Origin of the sequence: Quadrisphaera granulorum, from assembly GCF_003149145.1 — a bacterium.
GTDB classification, from domain to species: Bacteria; Actinomycetota; Actinomycetes; order Actinomycetales; family Quadrisphaeraceae; genus Quadrisphaera; species Quadrisphaera granulorum.
The window spans coordinates 237685-254852 of sequence record NZ_QGDQ01000002.1 but is presented as its reverse complement, the minus strand read 5'-3'; the positions used below and the strand labels follow the sequence as shown (position 1 = coordinate 254852).

General features: G+C 72.0%; 15 protein-coding genes. 3 read left to right on the top strand and 12 right to left on the bottom strand.

Annotated elements, in window-relative coordinates; all coding sequences use genetic code 11:
* Positions 1 to 90: 90 nt before the first annotated feature.
* From BXY45_RS03550 to gndA, 3 genes are all read right to left on the bottom strand, one after another.
* Positions 91 to 1053 (bottom strand): manganese catalase family protein, encoded by a 963-nt coding sequence (locus BXY45_RS03550; RefSeq protein ID WP_109772907.1) that lies wholly within the window; start codon positions 1051 to 1053, stop codon positions 91 to 93.
* A gap of 146 nt (positions 1054 to 1199) precedes the next feature.
* The gene (locus BXY45_RS03545) at positions 1200 to 2693 is read right to left on the bottom strand and encodes a DUF2786 domain-containing protein (protein ID WP_146211066.1); all 1494 of its coding nucleotides are present in this window, start codon (positions 2691 to 2693) and stop codon (positions 1200 to 1202) included.
* 139 nt (positions 2694 to 2832) lie between these two features.
* Positions 2833 to 4323, bottom strand: a complete 1491-nt coding sequence (gndA, locus tag BXY45_RS03540) for an NADP-dependent phosphogluconate dehydrogenase (protein WP_109772905.1) — start codon at positions 4321 to 4323, stop codon at positions 2833 to 2835.
* Between the two features lie 253 nt (positions 4324 to 4576).
* Here gndA and BXY45_RS03535 point away from each other — a divergent pair, with 253 nt between their 5' ends.
* Positions 4577 to 5908, top strand: coding sequence for a GGDEF domain-containing protein (locus BXY45_RS03535; protein ID WP_109772904.1), 1332 nt, complete (start codon positions 4577 to 4579; stop codon positions 5906 to 5908).
* A gap of 32 nt (positions 5909 to 5940) precedes the next feature.
* Here the strand turns inward: BXY45_RS03535 and BXY45_RS03530 are convergent, their stop codons facing one another.
* Entirely contained in the window at positions 5941 to 6726 is a 786-nt protein-coding gene (locus BXY45_RS03530) for an isocitrate lyase/PEP mutase family protein (RefSeq protein ID WP_245961625.1), read from the bottom strand.
* A 127-nt stretch (positions 6727 to 6853) separates the two neighbouring features.
* Here BXY45_RS03530 and BXY45_RS03525 point away from each other — a divergent pair, with 127 nt between their 5' ends.
* A complete protein-coding gene (locus BXY45_RS03525; RefSeq protein WP_146211065.1) occupies positions 6854 to 9379 on the top strand; it encodes a helicase-associated domain-containing protein in 2526 nt (841 codons plus the stop codon).
* Between the two features lie 477 nt (positions 9380 to 9856).
* Here BXY45_RS03525 and BXY45_RS03520 read toward each other — a convergent pair whose 3' ends face one another.
* Positions 9857 to 10399, bottom strand: coding sequence for a DUF4262 domain-containing protein (locus tag BXY45_RS03520; protein ID WP_109772901.1), 543 nt, complete (start codon positions 10397 to 10399; stop codon positions 9857 to 9859).
* Between the two features lie 105 nt (positions 10400 to 10504).
* Between BXY45_RS03520 and BXY45_RS03515 the strand changes: the two genes are divergently transcribed.
* Positions 10505 to 11455: an aldo/keto reductase gene (locus BXY45_RS03515; RefSeq protein ID WP_109772900.1), complete on the top strand. Its 951-nt coding sequence runs from the start codon at positions 10505 to 10507 to the stop codon at positions 11453 to 11455.
* Positions 11456 to 11468: 13 nt separating this feature from the next.
* Here BXY45_RS03515 and BXY45_RS03510 read toward each other — a convergent pair whose 3' ends face one another.
* The 7 genes from BXY45_RS03510 to dnaK all read right to left on the bottom strand — a co-directional run bounded on the left by BXY45_RS03510 (position 11469) and on the right by dnaK (position 17030).
* Entirely contained in the window at positions 11469 to 11720 is a 252-nt protein-coding gene (locus BXY45_RS03510) for a Txe/YoeB family addiction module toxin (protein ID WP_109772899.1), read from the bottom strand.
* Positions 11717 to 11983: a type II toxin-antitoxin system Phd/YefM family antitoxin gene (locus tag BXY45_RS03505; protein WP_109772976.1), complete on the bottom strand. Its 267-nt coding sequence runs from the start codon at positions 11981 to 11983 to the stop codon at positions 11717 to 11719. The genes BXY45_RS03510 and BXY45_RS03505 overlap by 4 nt, the downstream gene beginning before the upstream one ends.
* A gap of 224 nt (positions 11984 to 12207) precedes the next feature.
* A complete protein-coding gene (locus BXY45_RS03500; RefSeq protein ID WP_170131295.1) occupies positions 12208 to 12681 on the bottom strand; it encodes a DUF4262 domain-containing protein in 474 nt (157 codons plus the stop codon).
* A 236-nt stretch (positions 12682 to 12917) separates the two neighbouring features.
* The gene (locus BXY45_RS24470) at positions 12918 to 13388 is read right to left on the bottom strand and encodes a heat shock protein transcriptional repressor HspR (RefSeq protein WP_281270543.1); all 471 of its coding nucleotides are present in this window, start codon (positions 13386 to 13388) and stop codon (positions 12918 to 12920) included.
* A gap of 6 nt (positions 13389 to 13394) precedes the next feature.
* A complete protein-coding gene (locus BXY45_RS03490) occupies positions 13395 to 14456 on the bottom strand; it encodes a DnaJ C-terminal domain-containing protein (protein WP_109772897.1) in 1062 nt (353 codons plus the stop codon).
* A gap of 70 nt (positions 14457 to 14526) precedes the next feature.
* Positions 14527 to 15153: a nucleotide exchange factor GrpE gene (grpE, locus tag BXY45_RS03485; protein WP_109772896.1), complete on the bottom strand. Its 627-nt coding sequence runs from the start codon at positions 15151 to 15153 to the stop codon at positions 14527 to 14529.
* Positions 15150 to 17030 (bottom strand): molecular chaperone DnaK, encoded by a 1881-nt coding sequence (gene dnaK / locus BXY45_RS03480; RefSeq protein WP_109772895.1) that lies wholly within the window; start codon positions 17028 to 17030, stop codon positions 15150 to 15152. Before dnaK ends, grpE begins: the two co-directional genes overlap by 4 nt.
* Positions 17031 to 17168: the final 138 nt, after the last annotated feature.

Sequence of the window (17168 nt, the reverse complement as noted above, 5' to 3'; positions counted from 1 at the left end):
GGAGTGATGCGAACGACTTGAGCCTATGAGACTCAACCCCGCCCGCACCACCCCTGTTCCCGGGGTGTCGCCGGAACGCCAGCTGCGCGGTCAGCCCTTCGCGACGGCCTCGAAGGTGTTCTCCACCTCGGCGGCCTCGAGCTCGGCCGTGGCGGCGATGAGCTCCAGCAGCTCCGGGTCGACGCCGGGGGCGTACTCCTCGAACCGCGGCGGGGCCACCACGATGGGCTCACCACCCTCGGGCGCCTGGCGCGGCACCGACAGCTCGGTGCCGTCGTTCGACGGTGACGGCCCGCGCAGGATCTTGCTCGCCTCGCTCGCCCCCGTGAGGTCGAACGTGTAGTTGACGCTCTGCAGGCCCTTCTCCACGAGCGCGGCGACCTCCGGGAAGCGCTCGGCGTTGGTCTTGGGGATCGGCAGCGTCTTCTTCCAGTCCACGCCGAGGGTCTCCAGCGCCCGCGCGTAGGCGTTCTCGTGGGCCTGGTCGCGGACGATGAGGTAGGAGATCGTCGAGCGGGCGGTGGCGTTGCTCGTCATCTCGTAGAGGCGGCACTTCTGCAGCCGACCCGTCGACTCGAGCATGAGGTTGTAGAGCAGGTCGAGCACGAGGTTGCCCGAGTTGTAGACGTAGGAGCCGCTCCACGGGTTGCCGGCCGAGTAGACCGGCAAGGCCCCCTGCGCCCCGACGAGGTAGTGGTGGATGTTGCCCTCGCTCAGGGCGTTGGCCAGCGGCGTCGCGCCGCCCGCGGCCGGGGCGTCGAGCGGGTCGGTCTGCTTGCCCTGGTAGCGCGGGGAACCGTCCGTCAGCCGGGCGATCGTCGTCCCGATGAGCTCGACATGGCTGATCTCCTCGGTGCCGATGCCCTGCATGAGGTCCTTGTAGGGCTTCGAGCGGGGGTCTCCGCGGAAGTTCATCGACTGGAACAGGTACTGCATCATCGTGCGCATCTCGCCGAACTGGCCGCCGAGCCCCTCCTGCAGGGCGTTGGCGGCCGCGGGGTCCGGCTCGTCCTGGGCGATGTCATGGATGAGCTGCTGGACGTGGAGGTACACGAAGGCTCCTCGGTTCGAGGTATGCACCAGCGATTGCTCCACCGGCTCACGGGTGCCCTACCCCGCGACCGGCGAGGCACTCCCCTCCCAACCTTTCGGAGGGAGCACCGCGCCGGTCGCGACGTGCCTGCGGCAGGGGCCGTTCGTCAGGCGCCCTCGGCGCTCGGCAGGGCCGCCCTCCCGGTGACGGCCTGCCCGGCGTCCAACGAGGCCAGCTCGGCAGCCGCCCACCCGGAAGCCCATCCGGCCCGGTCCAGCGTCCGCGGGCCTCGGCGGGTGACCAGCTCGGGGAAGGCGTCGGCCACCGCAGCGTCGACCGCCGCCGCTCGCTCCCGCAGCACGGGCAGCAGGCGGGGGTCGGCGGCCTCGGAGTCCGAGGTGCGCGCCGCCTCGTCGAGCCGCTGGCCGATGCGGCGGGCGAAGGACTCCAGGTAGGCCCGGCGGAACTCCGGCCGCCGCGTCCGCGCACCGGGGCGCACGTCGGCGCCCGCCGCCGTCATCCCGCGGACGGCCTGCGTCAACAGCGAGGTGAACAGCACCTCGACGGCGGCGAGGTCCGCGGCGAAGCCGACCACCATCGAGCAGCCCACGTACCGCAGCCACACCGCGCTGCACCGGTTGGCGCGCGCCACCGCCGCCAGCAGGGCAGCCTTCTGCCCCTCGTAGGGGGCGTCCACCCCGATCCGCACGCCGCTCGGTGCGGAGCCCGCGCCCGCGCCGGGCCTGCCCGCCGCGGAGCTCGCGGCGAGCGCAGACTCCAGGCTGTGCCGCGTCACGAGGCTCTGCGCCGCCGCGGTGAGCGCCTCGGCCTCGGCGGGGAACGTCGTCGACTCGGCCTTGGCCAGCAGCAGGCGCACCCGCTCGAGCACCTTGAGGTCCGCTCCCTCGAGCGCCGCGTCCGGCCGCGTCCACGGGGACTCGTCGGGCGCGGTGCCGATCACCGGTAGCGGCGGCTGCCGATCCAGCTCCAGCGCCAGCTGGAGGGCCTGGGCGGCGACGACGGCCCAGACCGGGGCCCACAACGCCTCCGCGGCACCCAGCGATCGCTGGTCCGCCCCGGCGTCGCGCAGGAAGCCGAGCGACGCCTCGCCCACGCCGACGCCCGCGGCCTCCACCTGCTGGCGGAAGCGCCGGGGCAGGTCGGCCCGGCCCCGGCGCGCCAGCTCGGCACCGATCGCCAGCCCCGCGAGCGGAACGCGGTCGGCGCCCAGGTGGCGACGCGTCCAGCGCAGCACGTCAGCGGGTTCCCAGCCGCGGTCCCAGCGACGCTCGAGGGTCTCCAGCAGCAGCGCCCTCACGGCGAGGTCCACCTCGTCCTCGCGCCCGGCGGCCAGCACCTGGGCCGCGGTGGTCCGCCCGCCCGTGCGCAGCGCGTCCCCCGCGTCGGAGATCAGCTCCGCTGTGGTGCGCGGCGGACCCTGGCCGTAGGGGCCGGCACCCCAGCCGCCGTCGTCGTCGTCGAAATCGTCGTTGGCTCCGTCGCCATGGACGTCTTCCTCGGGCCAGGCGTCGTCGTCGACGTCTTCGTGGAGCTGGTCGAGCAGCTCCTGCCACTCCTCGCGCGCGCCCGACCCGTCGCACCCCGGCCGCCCGCACGCGCACGCCGAGCCGTTCCACGGTCCCCGGTACAGCGATCCCACGTCAGCACCCACCTCGCTGCGGGTCCCTCGACCCGCTCGCCAGCCAGGCTGACGGCGGGTGCGGACAGCATCAGGCGGGTGCCGCGGGGCCCTGTGGACAGGGAACCCGCGACACCCGCCTGTGGGCGGACGACGTGCGTCAGTGGGCGTCCTGGCGCTCCTCGGAGCCGTCGCCGGACCACAGCGTGTGGAACGTTCCGGGCTTGTCGACGCGGCCGTAGGTGTGTGCGCCGAAGAGGTCGCGCTGGCCCTGCACGAGCGCGGCACCCAGGCGCTCGCGGCGCAGGCCGTCGTAGTAGGACAGGGCGCTGGAGAAGCCCGGCACCGGAATGCCCAGCCGGACGGCGGTGGCCACCACGCGGCGCCAGGAGTCCTGCGCGTTGCCCACGGCAGCGGCGAAGTACTCGTCCAGGAGCAGCGAGGCCAGGTGGGCGTCCTTGTCGTACGCCTCCTTGATGCGGTTGAGGAACTGCGCGCGGATGATGCAGCCGCCGCGCCAGATGGTGGCCATGGCGCCCTTGTCGACGTCCCAGCCGTACTGGTCAGATCCGGCCTGGATCATGTCGAAGCCCTGCGCGTAGGCGACCACCTTGGAGGCGTAGAGCGCGTCACGGACGGCGTCGACGAAGCCCTCCGCCTCGGCGCCTGCGAGCGACCCGCCGGTGGGACCGACCAGGGTGCCGGCGGCCTGCACGGCCTTGCGCTGGTCCACCGAGCCGGACAGCGACCGCGCGAAGACAGCCTCGGCGATGCCCGTGGTGGGCACGCCGAGCTCCAGGGCCGTCTGCACCGTCCAGCGGCCGGTGCCCTTCTGCTCGGCGGCGTCGACGATGAGGTCGACCAGGGGTACCGGCGAGCCGTCGGCACCGGGGTGGGTCTTGTCGAGCACCCTCGCGGTGATCTCGATGAGGAAGGACTCGAGGTCGCCCTCGTTCCAGGTGCGGAACACGTCGGCGAGCTCGGCGGGGGTCTTGCCCAGGCCCTGGCGCAGCAGCTCGTACGCCTCGGCGATGAGCTGCATGTCGGCGTACTCGATGCCGTTGTGGACCATCTTCACGAAGTGGCCCGCACCGTCGGGGCCGACGTAGGTGCAGCAGGGGGTGCCGTCGACGGCGACGGCGATCGACTCCAGGATCGGTCCGAGGGCCTCGTAGGACTCCTTCGAGCCGCCGGGCATGATGCTCGGCCCGTTGAGCGCACCCTCCTCGCCACCGGAGACACCGGTGCCGACGAAGTGAAGGCCCTTGGCCTTGAGGGCCTGCTCGCGGCGGCGGGTGTCGTCGAAGTGGGCGTTGCCGCCGTCGATGACGATGTCGCCCTCTTCCAGGAGGGGCACCAGCTCGTCGATGACGGCGTCGGTGGCCTTCCCGGCCTTCACCATGATCATGATGCGGCGTGGGCGCTTGAGGGAGGCCACGAAGGACTTCAGGTCGGTGCTGGGCACGAAGTCACCCTCGTCACCGAACTGCTCGATCAGCTCGTCCACACGGCTCTGGGTGCGGTTGTACAGGGCCGTCACGTGGCCGTTCCGGGCGAAGTTTCGGGCCAGGTTGCGGCCCATGACCGCCAGACCGGTGACGCCGATGTCGGCGCGGGGGCCAGGGAAGGATGCGGAGGACTCATCTGCCATGAGGCGATCCTGCCGGGCGCGCCAACGCCGCCGCCAGCCCCGTCGTGTCACGGATGCCTCTCCGCCGGTGATCGACGCCTGAGAGGATCGGACGTTGCGCCCTCCGCTGCCCGGAGAGGGCGCGGGCTGGGGGGGCCATGGATCCGAGGCGACCGTGGGCCATCTGAGCCCCGCGATCGTGGCAGCGGGGGCGCTCGTCGCCATCTTCGTGCTGCTCTTAGCGAACCGCTGGCAGCGAGCACGAGGAGAGCCAGTGCCGGGAGGCGGGGCCACGCCGGGCGGCGTGGCACTGTGCTCTGCCGGGTTGCTGCTTCTGGTCCTCACGGCGATCGGTGACGTCGTGCCGCTGCGCGGCGCCGCCGCCCCGTTGGTGCTCGCGGGGACAGCCTCGTTGGCGCTCAGCGCATCCCTGGTCATCGCCCAGATGCGGATGCTGCGCAGCCGGTTGATCACTTCGGCCGCACGCAGCTGGCTCGACATCGCGGGCGGCGCCGTTCTGGCGCTGGGGGTCACCTGGGCGCTCGGCGCACCGCTCCTGGAGCGGTCCACCGGGATCGGTGGGGGGTGGGCAACGATCGTGCTCGTCCCCACCGGAGCGGCGCAGATCGCCACCACCTTCTCTCTCACCGCCACGCTGCTGCTGCGCCCCCACGATCCGCGGATGAGGACCCTGACCGCCGGCGCCGCGATGCTGTTCGCCGCGGAGGTCGCAGGACTCGCTGCCTCGGCCGGGTACGGGCCGGGGTCCGACGCAGCGGCCGTCTTGCGGGTCGGCGTCGCCGCCGCCCTCACGATCGCCGTCCTCCTGCGCGATCCCGCGGCAGGCGAGACAGCCCTCGAGAGCACCTCGGACGTGGTCATCGCCCCGGTGGTTCTCACCACCACGAGCATCGGCATGATCGCGTGGCACCTGGTGGAGCCGTTGACCAGCGCGGCTGCCTGGGCCGCCCTGCTGACGATGGTGCTGGTCACGGCCAAGACCGTGGTGGTGTTCCGTCAGCTGGATGCGCTCAACCACATCCGAGCGCAGGCCATGACCGACGCACTCACCGGGCTGGGCAACCGGCGCGCCCTCCAGGAAGCACTCGCGGGGGTGGAGGGCGGCGCCGTCGTCGGGTTGGTGGTCATCGACCTCGACAGGTTCAAGGCGGTCAACGACACGCTGGGTCATGCCGCCGGTGACGAGCTGCTGGTGGAGCTGGCCCGGCGCCTGCGCGAGAGCGCCGGCAGCGACGAGGTGGTGGTGCGGCTGGGCGGCGACGAGTTCGCCCTCGTGGTGCCCGGCGCCGATCGCGCGACCGCCCGCCGCCGTGCCGCCGCGGCCGTGACGGTGCTGAGCCGGCCCGTGCGCCTGGGGCACAGCACCGCCTCGGTCGGGGCGAGCGCCGGTGTGGCGGTCGCCCCGCTGCACGCGACGTCCGCCGTCGTCCTGCAGGAGCGCGCCGACGAAGCCATGTATCGGGCCAAGGGCCTCGACGGGACCGTGGTGGTGGCGGGGGACGACGACGCGCCCGCTCCTGACAGGAGGAGCGGGCCGCGCCGTGCCGAAGACCGTGCCGTCGGCTCGGAATCGATCGCCGACTGAAGGCTTGGAATCGATCGCCGACTGAAAGGCGGTCAGTTCAGAGCGCGCGTACCCGGCGGCAGCACGCCGCCAGCGAGGAGCTCCGCCGTGGCGTCCTGCAGGGCGGTGAGGGCCACGCGCTGGGTGAAGGGCCCCGTGGACAGGCGGGCCACCCCGAGCTGCTCCAGCTCACGCGCGGGCAGCGAGACGCCGGGGATGGAGATCAGCGTGACGACGCCGCGGCCGAGCTCGGAGACGAGCGCCTCGACGTGCTCGCGCTGCGCGGCTCGGGGCACGAACACCACTGGCGCGCCGACCTCGAGGTAGGCCTTGCACCGGGTGATCGCCTCGGCGAGCGTGTCCGTGGGGTCCTGTCCGGCAGGGGCCTTCGTGAACGCGTCCGTGCGGGCGTTGAGCACGAAGCCGGGCACGCCGGCGTCACGCGCCGCGCGCAGGCTCGCTTCGACGGCGGCCACCGACTCCTCCAGGGGCCTCAGCCCGTCCTCGAGGTTGCCGCCCACCGCTCCGGCGGCGATCGCACGGCGGGTGGTCTCGCCCGGGTCCCCGTAGCCCGACTCGAAGTCCATGGTCACCGGCAGGGAGACGTCGGAGGCGATGCGCGCGACCATGTCCAGGTGCAGGTCGAGGGGGATCTGCTCGCCGTCCTCGTAGCCGAAGGTCGCCGCGATGCCGTGGCTGGGCGTGGCGATGGCCTTCGTCCCCTCGACGGCGGCCACCGCGCGCGCGGACACGACGTCCCACGCGTTGGCGAGCACCAGCAGCTCCGGGGCGCGGTGCAGGTCGAGCAGGGTCTGGGCCTTGGCGGCGAGGTCACTCACGCCTCCGGACGCTATCCGCGCCCCGGGCTCCCGCCACCAGCACCCCCCTCCCCTCGTGATCATGGGCGTGCGCCACCCACGACCGCATCTGCGCTTGACTTGACCGGTGATGGCCGAGGAGGAGCAGGTGCGCGCGTTCGCCGAGCACGTCGCCGGATGGACACCGGAGCAGCGCGCTCGGGTCGAGGCGGCCCGACCGGACACGACGCGCCCCGCTCCTGGGCGGAAGCGTGGTGCGGCCGGGCCGGCGGGCCTTGCCGAGCGGTTGATCGACGGGAACGCCCTGGCCGCGGTCTCGACCGCGCTGCCACTCGGTCCCACCCAGGTGCTCGTTGCGGTGCTGCTGGTCGGGGCGACCACCCGCCCACGCCTTGCCGACCTGCTGGGGACGGACACGACGACGCTGGCCCCGTGCCTGGAGCACCTGCTGGAGCGGGCCCTGGTGTGGGACGACGGCGAGGTGGTGCACCCCGCGCCCCGGCTGCGTCGCCGGGTGCAGCCGCCCCAGCCCCTCGGTCCGATCGTCGAGGAGGTCGTGGAGCAGCTGACGGGCACCGAGGCCGACACCGCACTGCGCAAGCTGAACCGCCGGGTCTCGGGTCCCAAGAACCGGCAGTCGTCACTGGCGGCACTGCACGCTGCGCTCCTCGACGAAGCGCTCGTGCGCTCCGTGGTCTCCACCGCGCCCCCGCGGGTGCGGAAGGCGCTGGCCGCCCGGTTCACCCCGACGGGAACGGCTGATGTCACACCCGCGGCGATGCAGCACGAGCAGGAGGCGCTGCGCTGGGCCGAGCAGCACGGCCTGGCCTACCGCAACCGGCGCGGCGGCTACGGCTACGGGGGGTGGGAGACGTACCCGGTGTCCCCGTACGACGTCTTCGGCCTCTACTCCTTCGGCCCCGCGCTGCCCCGTGAGGTGGTGATGGCGCTGCGTCCGGACGGCGTGCCCCTTCCGTTCGATCCGGTGCGCCCCGAGATCCCCGTGCACACCGTCTCCGAAGAGGCGGTGGCGTCTGCGGCGAGCGCCGCGCTGCACGAGCTCACCGCCACCGCCACCGCACTGGTCGACGAGCTGGAGCGCGCTCCCCTCCCGCAGCTGCGCAGCGGAGGCGTCGGTGTGCGCGAGGTGCGTCGGCTCGCCAAGCTGTTCACCACCGACGAGGCCACCGTCCGCTTCGCCCTCGACGTCCTCGGCCTGCGGGGGCTGATCGCCGACGAGCACGGCGCACTGCTGGGCGCCCCGGGCGGGTACAGCCCCGAGGGAGACACCGTGACGGTCTCACCGGAGGGCGTGGCCTGGCGCGAGCGTGACCCCGCCGAACGCGCCCTGGCGCTGGCCACGGCGTGGCTCGCCGCCCCCGACCACCTCACCGAACCCGATCAGAACGGCAAGCCCCGGCCGCCGCTGCTGCTCCCCGAAGGATGCGGCGGGTGCGCTGCCAGTCGGACAGCTCTCCTGTCAGCCCTGGCGCGCCTCGGCCCGCTGGAGGCGACGACCCTGCAGCAGATCGCACCAGCTGCCCGGTGGGAGCTCCCCGCGGCGCACGCCGTGCACGCCTACGCCACCGACACGCCCTACAGCTACGCGTGGCAGGAGGCAGAGCGGGCTGGCCTCATCGCCCGCGGTGCGCTGGCGCCGCTGGGCCGTCTGCTCCTGGCCGGCGACGAGGCGGGCGCACTGCAGCTGCTCGGCGGTGCGATGCCGTCGAGCATCGACGAGGTGCTGTTCGGGGCGGACCTCACCGCCGTCGTCCCCGGAGACCCCGCGGCCGGGGTGAGCCGGCTCCTCGACTCCTGCGCTGACCGGGAGGGGCGCGGCGGCGCGGTGGTGTGGCGGCTGTCACCGGGCAGCGTCCGCAGGGCGCTCGACGAGGGCGCCGGGGCGGACGGGCTGCTGCACCGCCTGGAGTCCGTGGCCGCTGGTGGGAGGCTCCCGCAGCCGCTCGTGTACCTCGTCCGCGACGTGGCCCGCACCCACGGGGTGCTGCGCGTCCGCCCGGCCGTGAGCGTGCTGCGCTGCCCCGACGAGCCACTGCTGGCGCAGGTCTGCGCCGATCGCGCCCTGGGCAAGCTCGGCTTGGTGCGGATCGCCCCCACGGTGGCGACGACGACGGCGACGCCCGAGCAGGTGCTGACGGCGCTGCGCGCCGCGGGGTACCTGCCGATGCCGGAGGAGGCCGGGACGGTAGTCGACCTCGTCCCTGGGTCGGGGGCTGCGGGAACGGCCGACGCACGCGGTGATGAGCCCACGGAGACCACCAAGGCCAAGCCGTCCAAGCCAGCCCAGCCCGAAGCGGCGCCGGCGAAGCGGAAGACGCAGCCGGCGGCACGCCCGTCACGCGCCGCCGCAAGCCAGGGGCGCCCGGACCGGCTGGCCGAGCTCGCACCGCAGCTGAAGGCTCACGAGCACCAGCTGCTGCTGGCAGCGCTGGAAGGTGGCGAGTCAGCAGGGTCCGAGGTGGAGATCGAGTACGTCACCGTGGTCGGGACGCGGAGCCGTCGTCGCCTGGGCTCCCTGCGCCTCATCGGGCAGGAGGCCGGCAAGACGTCGCTGCGAGCCACCTCCCTGCCCGACGGTGAGGAACGGACGTTCCGCCTGGACCGCATCGTCGCCGTGCACCCGGTCTCCGGAGCAGAGGCTGCTGAGGGCTGACGCTGAACCCTGCAGGCCAGTGGGGACGACGGCGTCGAGCTCGATCAGGCGAGCTTCTGTTCGATGGGGCCGACGCGACTGTCGAGTCCGCAAGGGCGGCGCGCACGACCGTGAGCTCCTCGTGGACGGCGTCCAACCGCCCGTCGATCCTGTCGATACGCCCATCGAGTCTGTCGATGCGCCCGCCCAGTTCCGAGCCAAGTGCGTCGATGCGCCGGCCCACTGACGTACCGAGGTCGGTGATGCGATTTCCTACCGACATCACGAGGGCATAGAAAGCCCCCGCGAGCAGGGCGAAGGCAGCCAGGATCGTCGTCAGAAGCACCGCGGTCGACGCCATGTCCTCCACCCTGCCCGATCCGGGAACTCAGCCGCTGCGGCTGTTCACAGGGTGGCTGAGATCTTCGCTGCGGCGCCACCTCGGGGTGACGGCAGCGCGTCGCCACCCCAAGGGACCTGACGCCTACCCGAGCGGGCTCACCGTCGTCCGTGTCGACGCGGCTGGTGTCGCTGCCCCACCCGCCCGCCTCGGGGTGAACTGGACCGCGGCCGCGGTAGTGGCCGCCCGAAGTACTCCACTCCCGGCTCCGACCAGCCTGGCTCCCACGGCCAGCGACCGCGGGGATCAGGGCGGACGAGCTGCAGTGCTGGGATGAGCACGTCGTCGTTGCCCTCCAACGCCTGGGCAATCTCGAGCCGACGCACGTCGGCGACGTCGACTGTGACGACACGTTCTTCGATGCACTCAGGGACCGCCTCGCCACGGTCGAGGCGCAGCCCTTCCGCCACGTGCTGGGCCAGGTCGTTCAGAACATCGACAGAGCCGGAGTGGACGGGGCAGCCGCTGATGAGCAGCTCCGGATGACCGTGCTTCGCCCACAGGCCCACCGTGTACGCAAAGCCGGGCCTGCGTGGACCGTCCGCCTCCACGCCCATGACCGCCCAGCCGTACTCATCCACCATCCGCTGGTAGCGCGCCAGCACCTGCTCCAGCGGCTCTCCGTTGCACACGTCGCACATGGCTCTCGCTCCTGATCTCGCGCCGATCCCCCGCACCACAGAAGCTAGAACACACGTACGACAGTCCGGCGATTCCGGACGTCGGACATCGGGTACAACGGCGTCATGGACGACGTCGCCCGACTCGGGCTGGGGCTGGCGGCACTGGGGCGGCCCGCGTACATCACCGCCGGTCGGGACGACGACCTCGGCGCCGACAGGTCCGTCGAGGCGATGCGGGACCGCGCGGCCGCCGTCCTCGACGCCGCCTGGGCTGCGGGGGTGCGGCACTTCGACACCGCGCGCTCCTACGGACGGGCGGAGGAGTTCCTCGCGCACTGGCTGGCGTCGCGCCCCGACGTCGCAGCAGACCCGCGGCTCGTCGTCGCCTCGAAGTGGGGCTACCGGTACGTGGGCGGGTGGCGCATGGACGCCGAGGTCCACGAGGTCAAGGACCACTCCCTCGCGGCCTTCCGCGAGCAGCTGGCCGAAACCCGCGCGCTGCTCGGCGATCACCTGCGTCTCTACCAGGTGCACTCGGTAACGCCGGACAGTCCGGTGCTCCACGACGACGCCCTCCTGCGCACCCTGGCCGCCGAGCGCGAGCGGGGCCTGCGGATCGGCCTGTCGGCGTCTGGGCCGCGCCAGGCAGACGTGGTCCGCTCTGCCCTGGAGGTCGACGTCGACTGCGAGCCGCTGTTCAGTGCCGTCCAGACCACCTGGAACCCCCTCGAGCCCTCGGCGGGACGTGCGCTCGCGGAGGCCGCTGCTGCCGGGTGGCTCGTCGTCGTCAAGGAATCCCTGGCCAACGGACGGCTGGCCCCCGGTGGCGACGCCGACGCCCAGCGCATCGCCGCGGAGATCGACGTTCCGCTCGACCAGCTGGCACTCGCCACGGCACTGGCCCAACCGTGGGCCGGCGTCGTGCTGTCAGGTGCGGTGACGCCCGACCAGGTCGCCAGCGGAGCAACCGCAGCACGGCTCGATCTCGACGACGACGCCCTGCACGCTCTGACGCCGCTGGCGCAGGAGCCCGCGACCTACTGGCGCGAACGTTCCGCCCGCATCTGGCACTGAGGTACCAGCTGCGTCAGTAGTGGTAGCGGGCCTGGACCACCACGAGATCACCGCTGATCACCGTGTAGACGAGGCGGTGTTCCTGGTCGATCCGCCGCGACCAGTAACCGGCCAGATCACCAGAGAGCCGCTCGGGCTTGCCGATCCCCGAACCCGGATCGCGCTTCGCCTCTTCGAGCATGCGGTTGATCCTGAGCAGCACCTTGCGCTGGTCAACCCACGTCTCATAGTCCTGCCAGCCCTCCTCGGTGAAGACCAGCCTCACGAGACCTCGGGCGCGGTCGGCTCGACGAGTGCCCGCTCCTGGACGCGACCTCCTTGCGCAGCGGCGACGCTCGCGCGCAGCCTTTCCGCATTGGCGGGCGAGCGCAGCAAATGCATGGTCTCCAGCAGCGACTCGTACTCAGCAGCCGGCACGAGATACGCCGTCCCTTTCTTGGAGACGATCTCGACCGCCACCTGGTCAGCGTTCACCTGCTCGATGAGCGGGAACAGCCGCGCTCGGGCTTCGCTCGCAGTCACAGACACCGACATCACCTCCTGCAGCCAGATCGTCCTCTGGTACAAGAAACTGTACGCCTACCACCTACTGCGCGACTGTTTCCCACCCTCGGAAACTGCCTCAACTGGGCACTGTCCTGACGAGGCCGACGTGGCGCGCAGGTCCTTGATCGTCAACGAAGGGGTTTACCCAATAGCGTCTGGCGCCGAGATGTACGAGGTCGACGCCGGGCGCAGTCTTCGCGAGAGGTTTAGAACTGGCGAGGGACGGCGATCTTGGGGGCGCGGGCGAACAGCTGCTGCCCGACGGCGCCGGTGGGGCGGTCGGGATCCCACGGCCAGCGACCGTCGTCGTCGCACCAGACGACCTGCAGCGCGGGGATCTCGACGTCGTCCGCGGCGACGGCCTGCGCCACCACGAGCGCCTCCGGCGAGGTGACGCGCAGGAGCCGCAGCTGCGGCCACGGGCCGCGGCGCAGCACGTCGCCCACGTGGAACCGGTGGCCCGCGAGCACCTCGTCACCGAGGACGCCGAGCAGGCAGCGGGCCTCGGCGGGACCACGCCCACTGACGAGCAGCTCGGGGTGCCCCAGCCGCGTGAGGCCGACGGTGTGGGAGAACGGCAGGGCACGACGCCCGGCGCCCCCGACGGAGACGACCGACCAGCCCTGCTCGTCGATGAGACGGCGGTGCTCGTCCAGGGCCTCGACCACCCTGTGGTCCACACGCATCATCGGAGCCGCCTCCTCAGTTCTCGCCTGCCGGACCCACCCTAAATGACAAGTGTGACAGACGTGACGTACGTGGCGCGTGTGACAAACCGTCAACACACCCTCACGTTCTGGTCACTGAATACTAGAACGAATGTTCGATGCTGGGCGGAACTTCCCGCCACCTCACCCGGCCCATCCGCGCCGATCGGCACGCTAGGGCCAGGGTCTGACAGTCCGCCGGGAGCGCGTCAGCGCGCGGGCGGGCGCCAGACGACGAGCGCCCCTGAGGGGCGTCCGAACGCTGAGGTGGAGCGCCGAGGGCGCTGTCCGCGCTCGACGGCAACCACGTCACCCTCAGGCCCGGCGGCGAACACCCGCCGGGACCGCTGGAGCGCCGCGTACACGTGCCCCAGCTCGTCCGTGAGCTCCTCCACCCGCGACTGCAGCGCGGTGACCTGGTTTTCCAGCTCGAGGATGCGTTTGATGCCCGCGAGGTTGACGCCCTCCTCCTGGGACAGGCGCTGCACCTCGCGCAGCATCACGACGTCGCGCGGGGAGTAGCGCCGTCCCCGTCCTGACGTCCGCGAGGGCGAGACGAGGCCGAGCCGGTCGTACTGGCGCAGCGTCTGCGGGTGCATGCCGGCGAGCTCAGCAGCGACCGAGATCACGAAGACGGCGGCGTCGGGGTGCAGGCCCGACCTGTCGTCCCGCTGCTCCACGAGGCGTCACCTCCCCCCGGCGGCGCCGCGGGCGCGAGCGAGCAGGTCAGCGCGGGGATCCGCGCCGTCGGCACCGGAGACGGCGGCCCGGAAGGCCTCGACGGCGGCGCGCGCCGCGCTGTCCAGGCGCTGTGGGACCACCACCTGCGTCGTCACCAGGAGGTCGCCGGAGTTGTCCCCACGGCGGACGCCCCGCCCCTTGACGCGCAGCGTGCGCCCTGACGGCGTACCGGCCGGCACCTTGAGGCGCACCGTGCCGCCGTCGAGAGTGGGAGCCGTGACCTCGGCGCCGAGCGCCGCCTCGTCGAAGGTGATGGGTAGCGTGAGGCGCAGGTCGTCACCGTCACGCGTGAAGACTGGGTGCGGCTCCACGTGGACGGTGATGAAGAGGTCACCGGGATCTCCGCCGCGCGGACCCGGGCGCCCCTTGCCCCGCAAGCGGATGCGCTGGCCGTCGCGGACCCCCGGCGGAACGCGGGTGGTCAGCGGTTGGCCGTCCACGCTGAGCGTGACGGTCGCGCCGCCGACGGCGTCGGCGAAGGGCAGCGTGGTCTCGGCTTCGAGATCGACGCCGGTGCGCCGCCCGCCGGCACCCGGTGGTGCCTGGAAGCCGGCAGGGCCTCCACGCCCTGCGGCACCGCTGAACATGCTCGCCAAGAGGTCCTCGACGTCGGGCCCGGCACCGGCCGCACCCGCGCCACCCGGAGCGCCGTAACGCACGCGCTGTGCGCCGCCCGCACCACCGAAGAGCCCTCCGAAGAGGTCTTCGAAGCCCGCAGCCCCGCCCGGGCCAGACGGCCCGGCGGCACCCGAGGTAAAGCGGGCTCGGCCACCGGCCATGGCGCGCACGGCGTCGTACTGCTGGCGCTGCTCGGGGTCGTTGAGGACGGAGTACGCCTCGCCGACTTCCTTGAAACGCGCCTCAGCCGAGGCGTCACCGGGGTTGGCGTCGGGGTGCAAGGTGCGTGCGAGCTTGCGGTAGGCCTTGCGCACGTCGTCCTGTGAGGCGTCGCTGGAGACGCCGAGGGTCTTGTAGAAGTCCTTCTCGAGCCAGTCCTGTCCGGCCATGGGGTTCCTCCGGGAACACCCCGACCCGCGCCCCGGGGTAACCGGGGCGCGGGTCGGGTCTGATGGGTGCTCAGGCGGGGGAGGTGACAGCGACCCGGGCGGGCCGCAGCACCTTCTCCCCGACCTTGTAGCCGGGCTGCAGCACGGTGGTCACCACCGTCTCGGTGACCTCCGCGCTCTCGGAGTGCATCAGCGCCTCGTGCACGGACGGGTCGAACGATTCGCCGACCTGTCCGTAGCGCGAGAGCCCGAAGCGACCCAGGGCTGCTTCCAGCTTGTCGCTGATGGCGGCGAAGGGACCACCCTCGAGGTCGCCGTGCTGACGGGCGAGCTCGACATCGTCGAGCACCGGCAGCAGCGCCTCGAGCAGGCTCGTGGTGGCGCTGGCGCGGGCGACGTCGCGGTCACGATCGACCCGGCGGCGGTAGTTGACGTACTCCGCCTGCAGCCGCTGCAGGTCTCCCAGGCGCTCCTCGGCCAGGCCGCGGGCGGCGGCCAGCTCGTCGCTGGCCTCCGCCGTCGCGGGCTCGTCGGCGGTGAACGCCTGCTCGCCCTGCTCCGGCTGGCTGGCAGCCCCTGCGAGGGGCTGCTCACCGGGCGGAGTACGCACCGTGCCCGTCTCGGGGTCGAGGCGGCGCTTGTCACGCACCACCACCGGCTCCTCGGCGTGCTGGGGCTGCTGGGGACCAGCGGTCACTTCTTGCGACCCTCCGAGTCGTCGTCGACGACCTCCGCGTCGACCACGTCGTCCTGAGCGGACGACGCCGAGGCGGCACCGGAGGCACCAGCACCCGCCGACGCACCAGCGGCACCGCCCTCACCCTGGCTGTACAGGGCAGAGCCGAGGTCCTGGCTGACCTTGGCCAGCTCCTCCTGCTTGGTCTTCACCGCGTCGATGTCGTCGCCCTCGAGCGCCGTCTTCAGCTCCGCGATGGCCGTGCGGACCCGGGTCACGCCGTCCTCGGGGAGCTTGTCGGTGTTGTCGGAGACGAACTTCTCGGTGGAGTAGGCCAGCTGCTCCGCGGAGTTGCGGACCTCGGCCTCCTCGCGGCGCTTGGCGTCTTCCTCGGCGTGAGCCTCGGCGTCCTTGACCATGCGCTCGATGTCCTCCTTGGACAGCGCGCTGCCCCCGGAGATCGTCATGCGCTGCTCCTTGCCGGTGCCCCGGTCCTTCGCGGAGACGTGGACGATGCCGTTCGCGTCGATGTCGAAGGTGACCTCGATCTGCGGCACGCCGCGCGGAGCGGGAGCGATGCCGGTCAGGTCGAAGGTGCCCAGCGCCTTGTTGTCGCGCACCAGCTGGCGCTCGCCCTGGTAGACCTGGATGAGCACGGACGGCTGGTTGTCGTCAGCGGTGGTGAAGACCTCGGAGCGCTTGGTCGGGATGGCCGTGTTGCGCTCGATGAGCTTGGTCATCACCCCGCCCTTGGTCTCGATACCCAGGCTCAGCGGCGTGACGTCGATGAGCAGGACGTCCTTGCGCTCGCCCTTCAGCACACCCGCCTGCAGGGCCGCGCCGACGGCGACGACCTCGTCGGGGTTGACGCCGCGGTTGGGCTCCCGACCGCCGGTCAGCTCGCGCACGACATCGGCCACGGCCGGCATGCGGGTGGAGCCGCCGACGAGGACGACGTGGTCGATGTCGCCGAGCTTGACGTCGGCGTCCTTGATGACGGCGTGGAACGGAGCCTTGGTGCGCTCGAGCAGCGGGCGGGTCATCTCCTCGAAGGCAGCCCGGGTGAGCTTCTCGTCGAGGTGGACCGGGCCGTTCTCGGTCATCGAGAGGTACTGCAGGCTGATGTTGGTGCTCGTCGCGGACGAGAGCTCCTTCTTGGCCTGCTCCGCGGCCTCACGGAGGCGCTGCATCGCGATCTTGTCCTTGGACAGGTCGACCCCGTCCTTGTTCTTGACCTGCTTGACCAGCCAGTCGCGGATGGCGGCGTCCCAGTCGTCACCACCGAGGTGGTTGTCACCGGAGGTGGCACGCACCTGGATGGTGGAGAAGCCGTCTTCGGCGTCCTTGCCCACCTCGAGCAGGGACACGTCGAAGGTGCCGCCGCCGAGGTCGAAGACGAGGATGAGCTCGTCTTCCTTGCCCTTGTCCAGGCCGTAGGCCAGGGCCGCGGCGGTGGGCTCGTTGATGATGCGCAGCACGTTGAGGCCGGCGATCTCGCCCGCCTCCTTGGTGGCGGTGCGCTGGGCGTCGTTGAAGTACGCCGGCACCGTGATGACGGCGTCCGTCACGGGCTCACCGAGGTACTCCTCAGCGTCGCGCTTGAGCTTCTGCAGCACGCGGGCGGAGATCTCCTGCGCCGTGTACTTCTTGTCGTCGATGGCCTGCGTCCAGTTCGTGCCCATGTGGCGCTTGACGGACGAGATGGTCCTGTCGACGTTGGTGACCGCCTGACGCTTGGCGATCTCACCGACGAGCGGCTCGCCAGACTTGGCGAACGCGACGACGGACGGCGTAGTGCGACCACCCTCGGCGTTCGCGATGACGGTGGGCTCGCCGCCCTCCAGCACCGCGACCACGGAGTTGGTGGTGCCCAGGTCGATGCCGACCGCTCGGGCCATGGTGGTTCCTCCTGAGAGCAGACTGCTGAGTGAATGCCGCTCAAGTCTTGCGCGTCCCGTCCGCTCTGTCGAACGGGGGGTGCTCCACTTGAGCCTGCTTGACTCAACTCCCAGGTGATGCCATCTGTTCCCGGCGAC

Bases quoted from the DNA above. Each gene is read 5' to 3' on its own strand.
- BXY45_RS03520 (WP_109772901.1), bottom strand. From the start codon at position 10,399: ATGTGCGACGTGTGCAACGGAGAGCCGCTGGAGCAGGTGCTGGCGCGC.
- gndA (WP_109772905.1), bottom strand. From the start codon at position 4,323: ATGGCAGATGAGTCCTCCGCATCCTTCCCTGGCCCCCGCGCCGACATC.
- BXY45_RS03490 (WP_109772897.1), bottom strand. From the start codon at position 14,456: ATGGCCGGACAGGACTGGCTCGAGAAGGACTTCTACAAGACCCTCGGC.
- BXY45_RS03515 (WP_109772900.1), top strand. From the start codon at position 10,505: ATGGACGACGTCGCCCGACTCGGGCTGGGGCTGGCGGCACTGGGGCGG.
- dnaK (WP_109772895.1), bottom strand. From the start codon at position 17,030: ATGGCCCGAGCGGTCGGCATCGACCTGGGCACCACCAACTCCGTGGTC.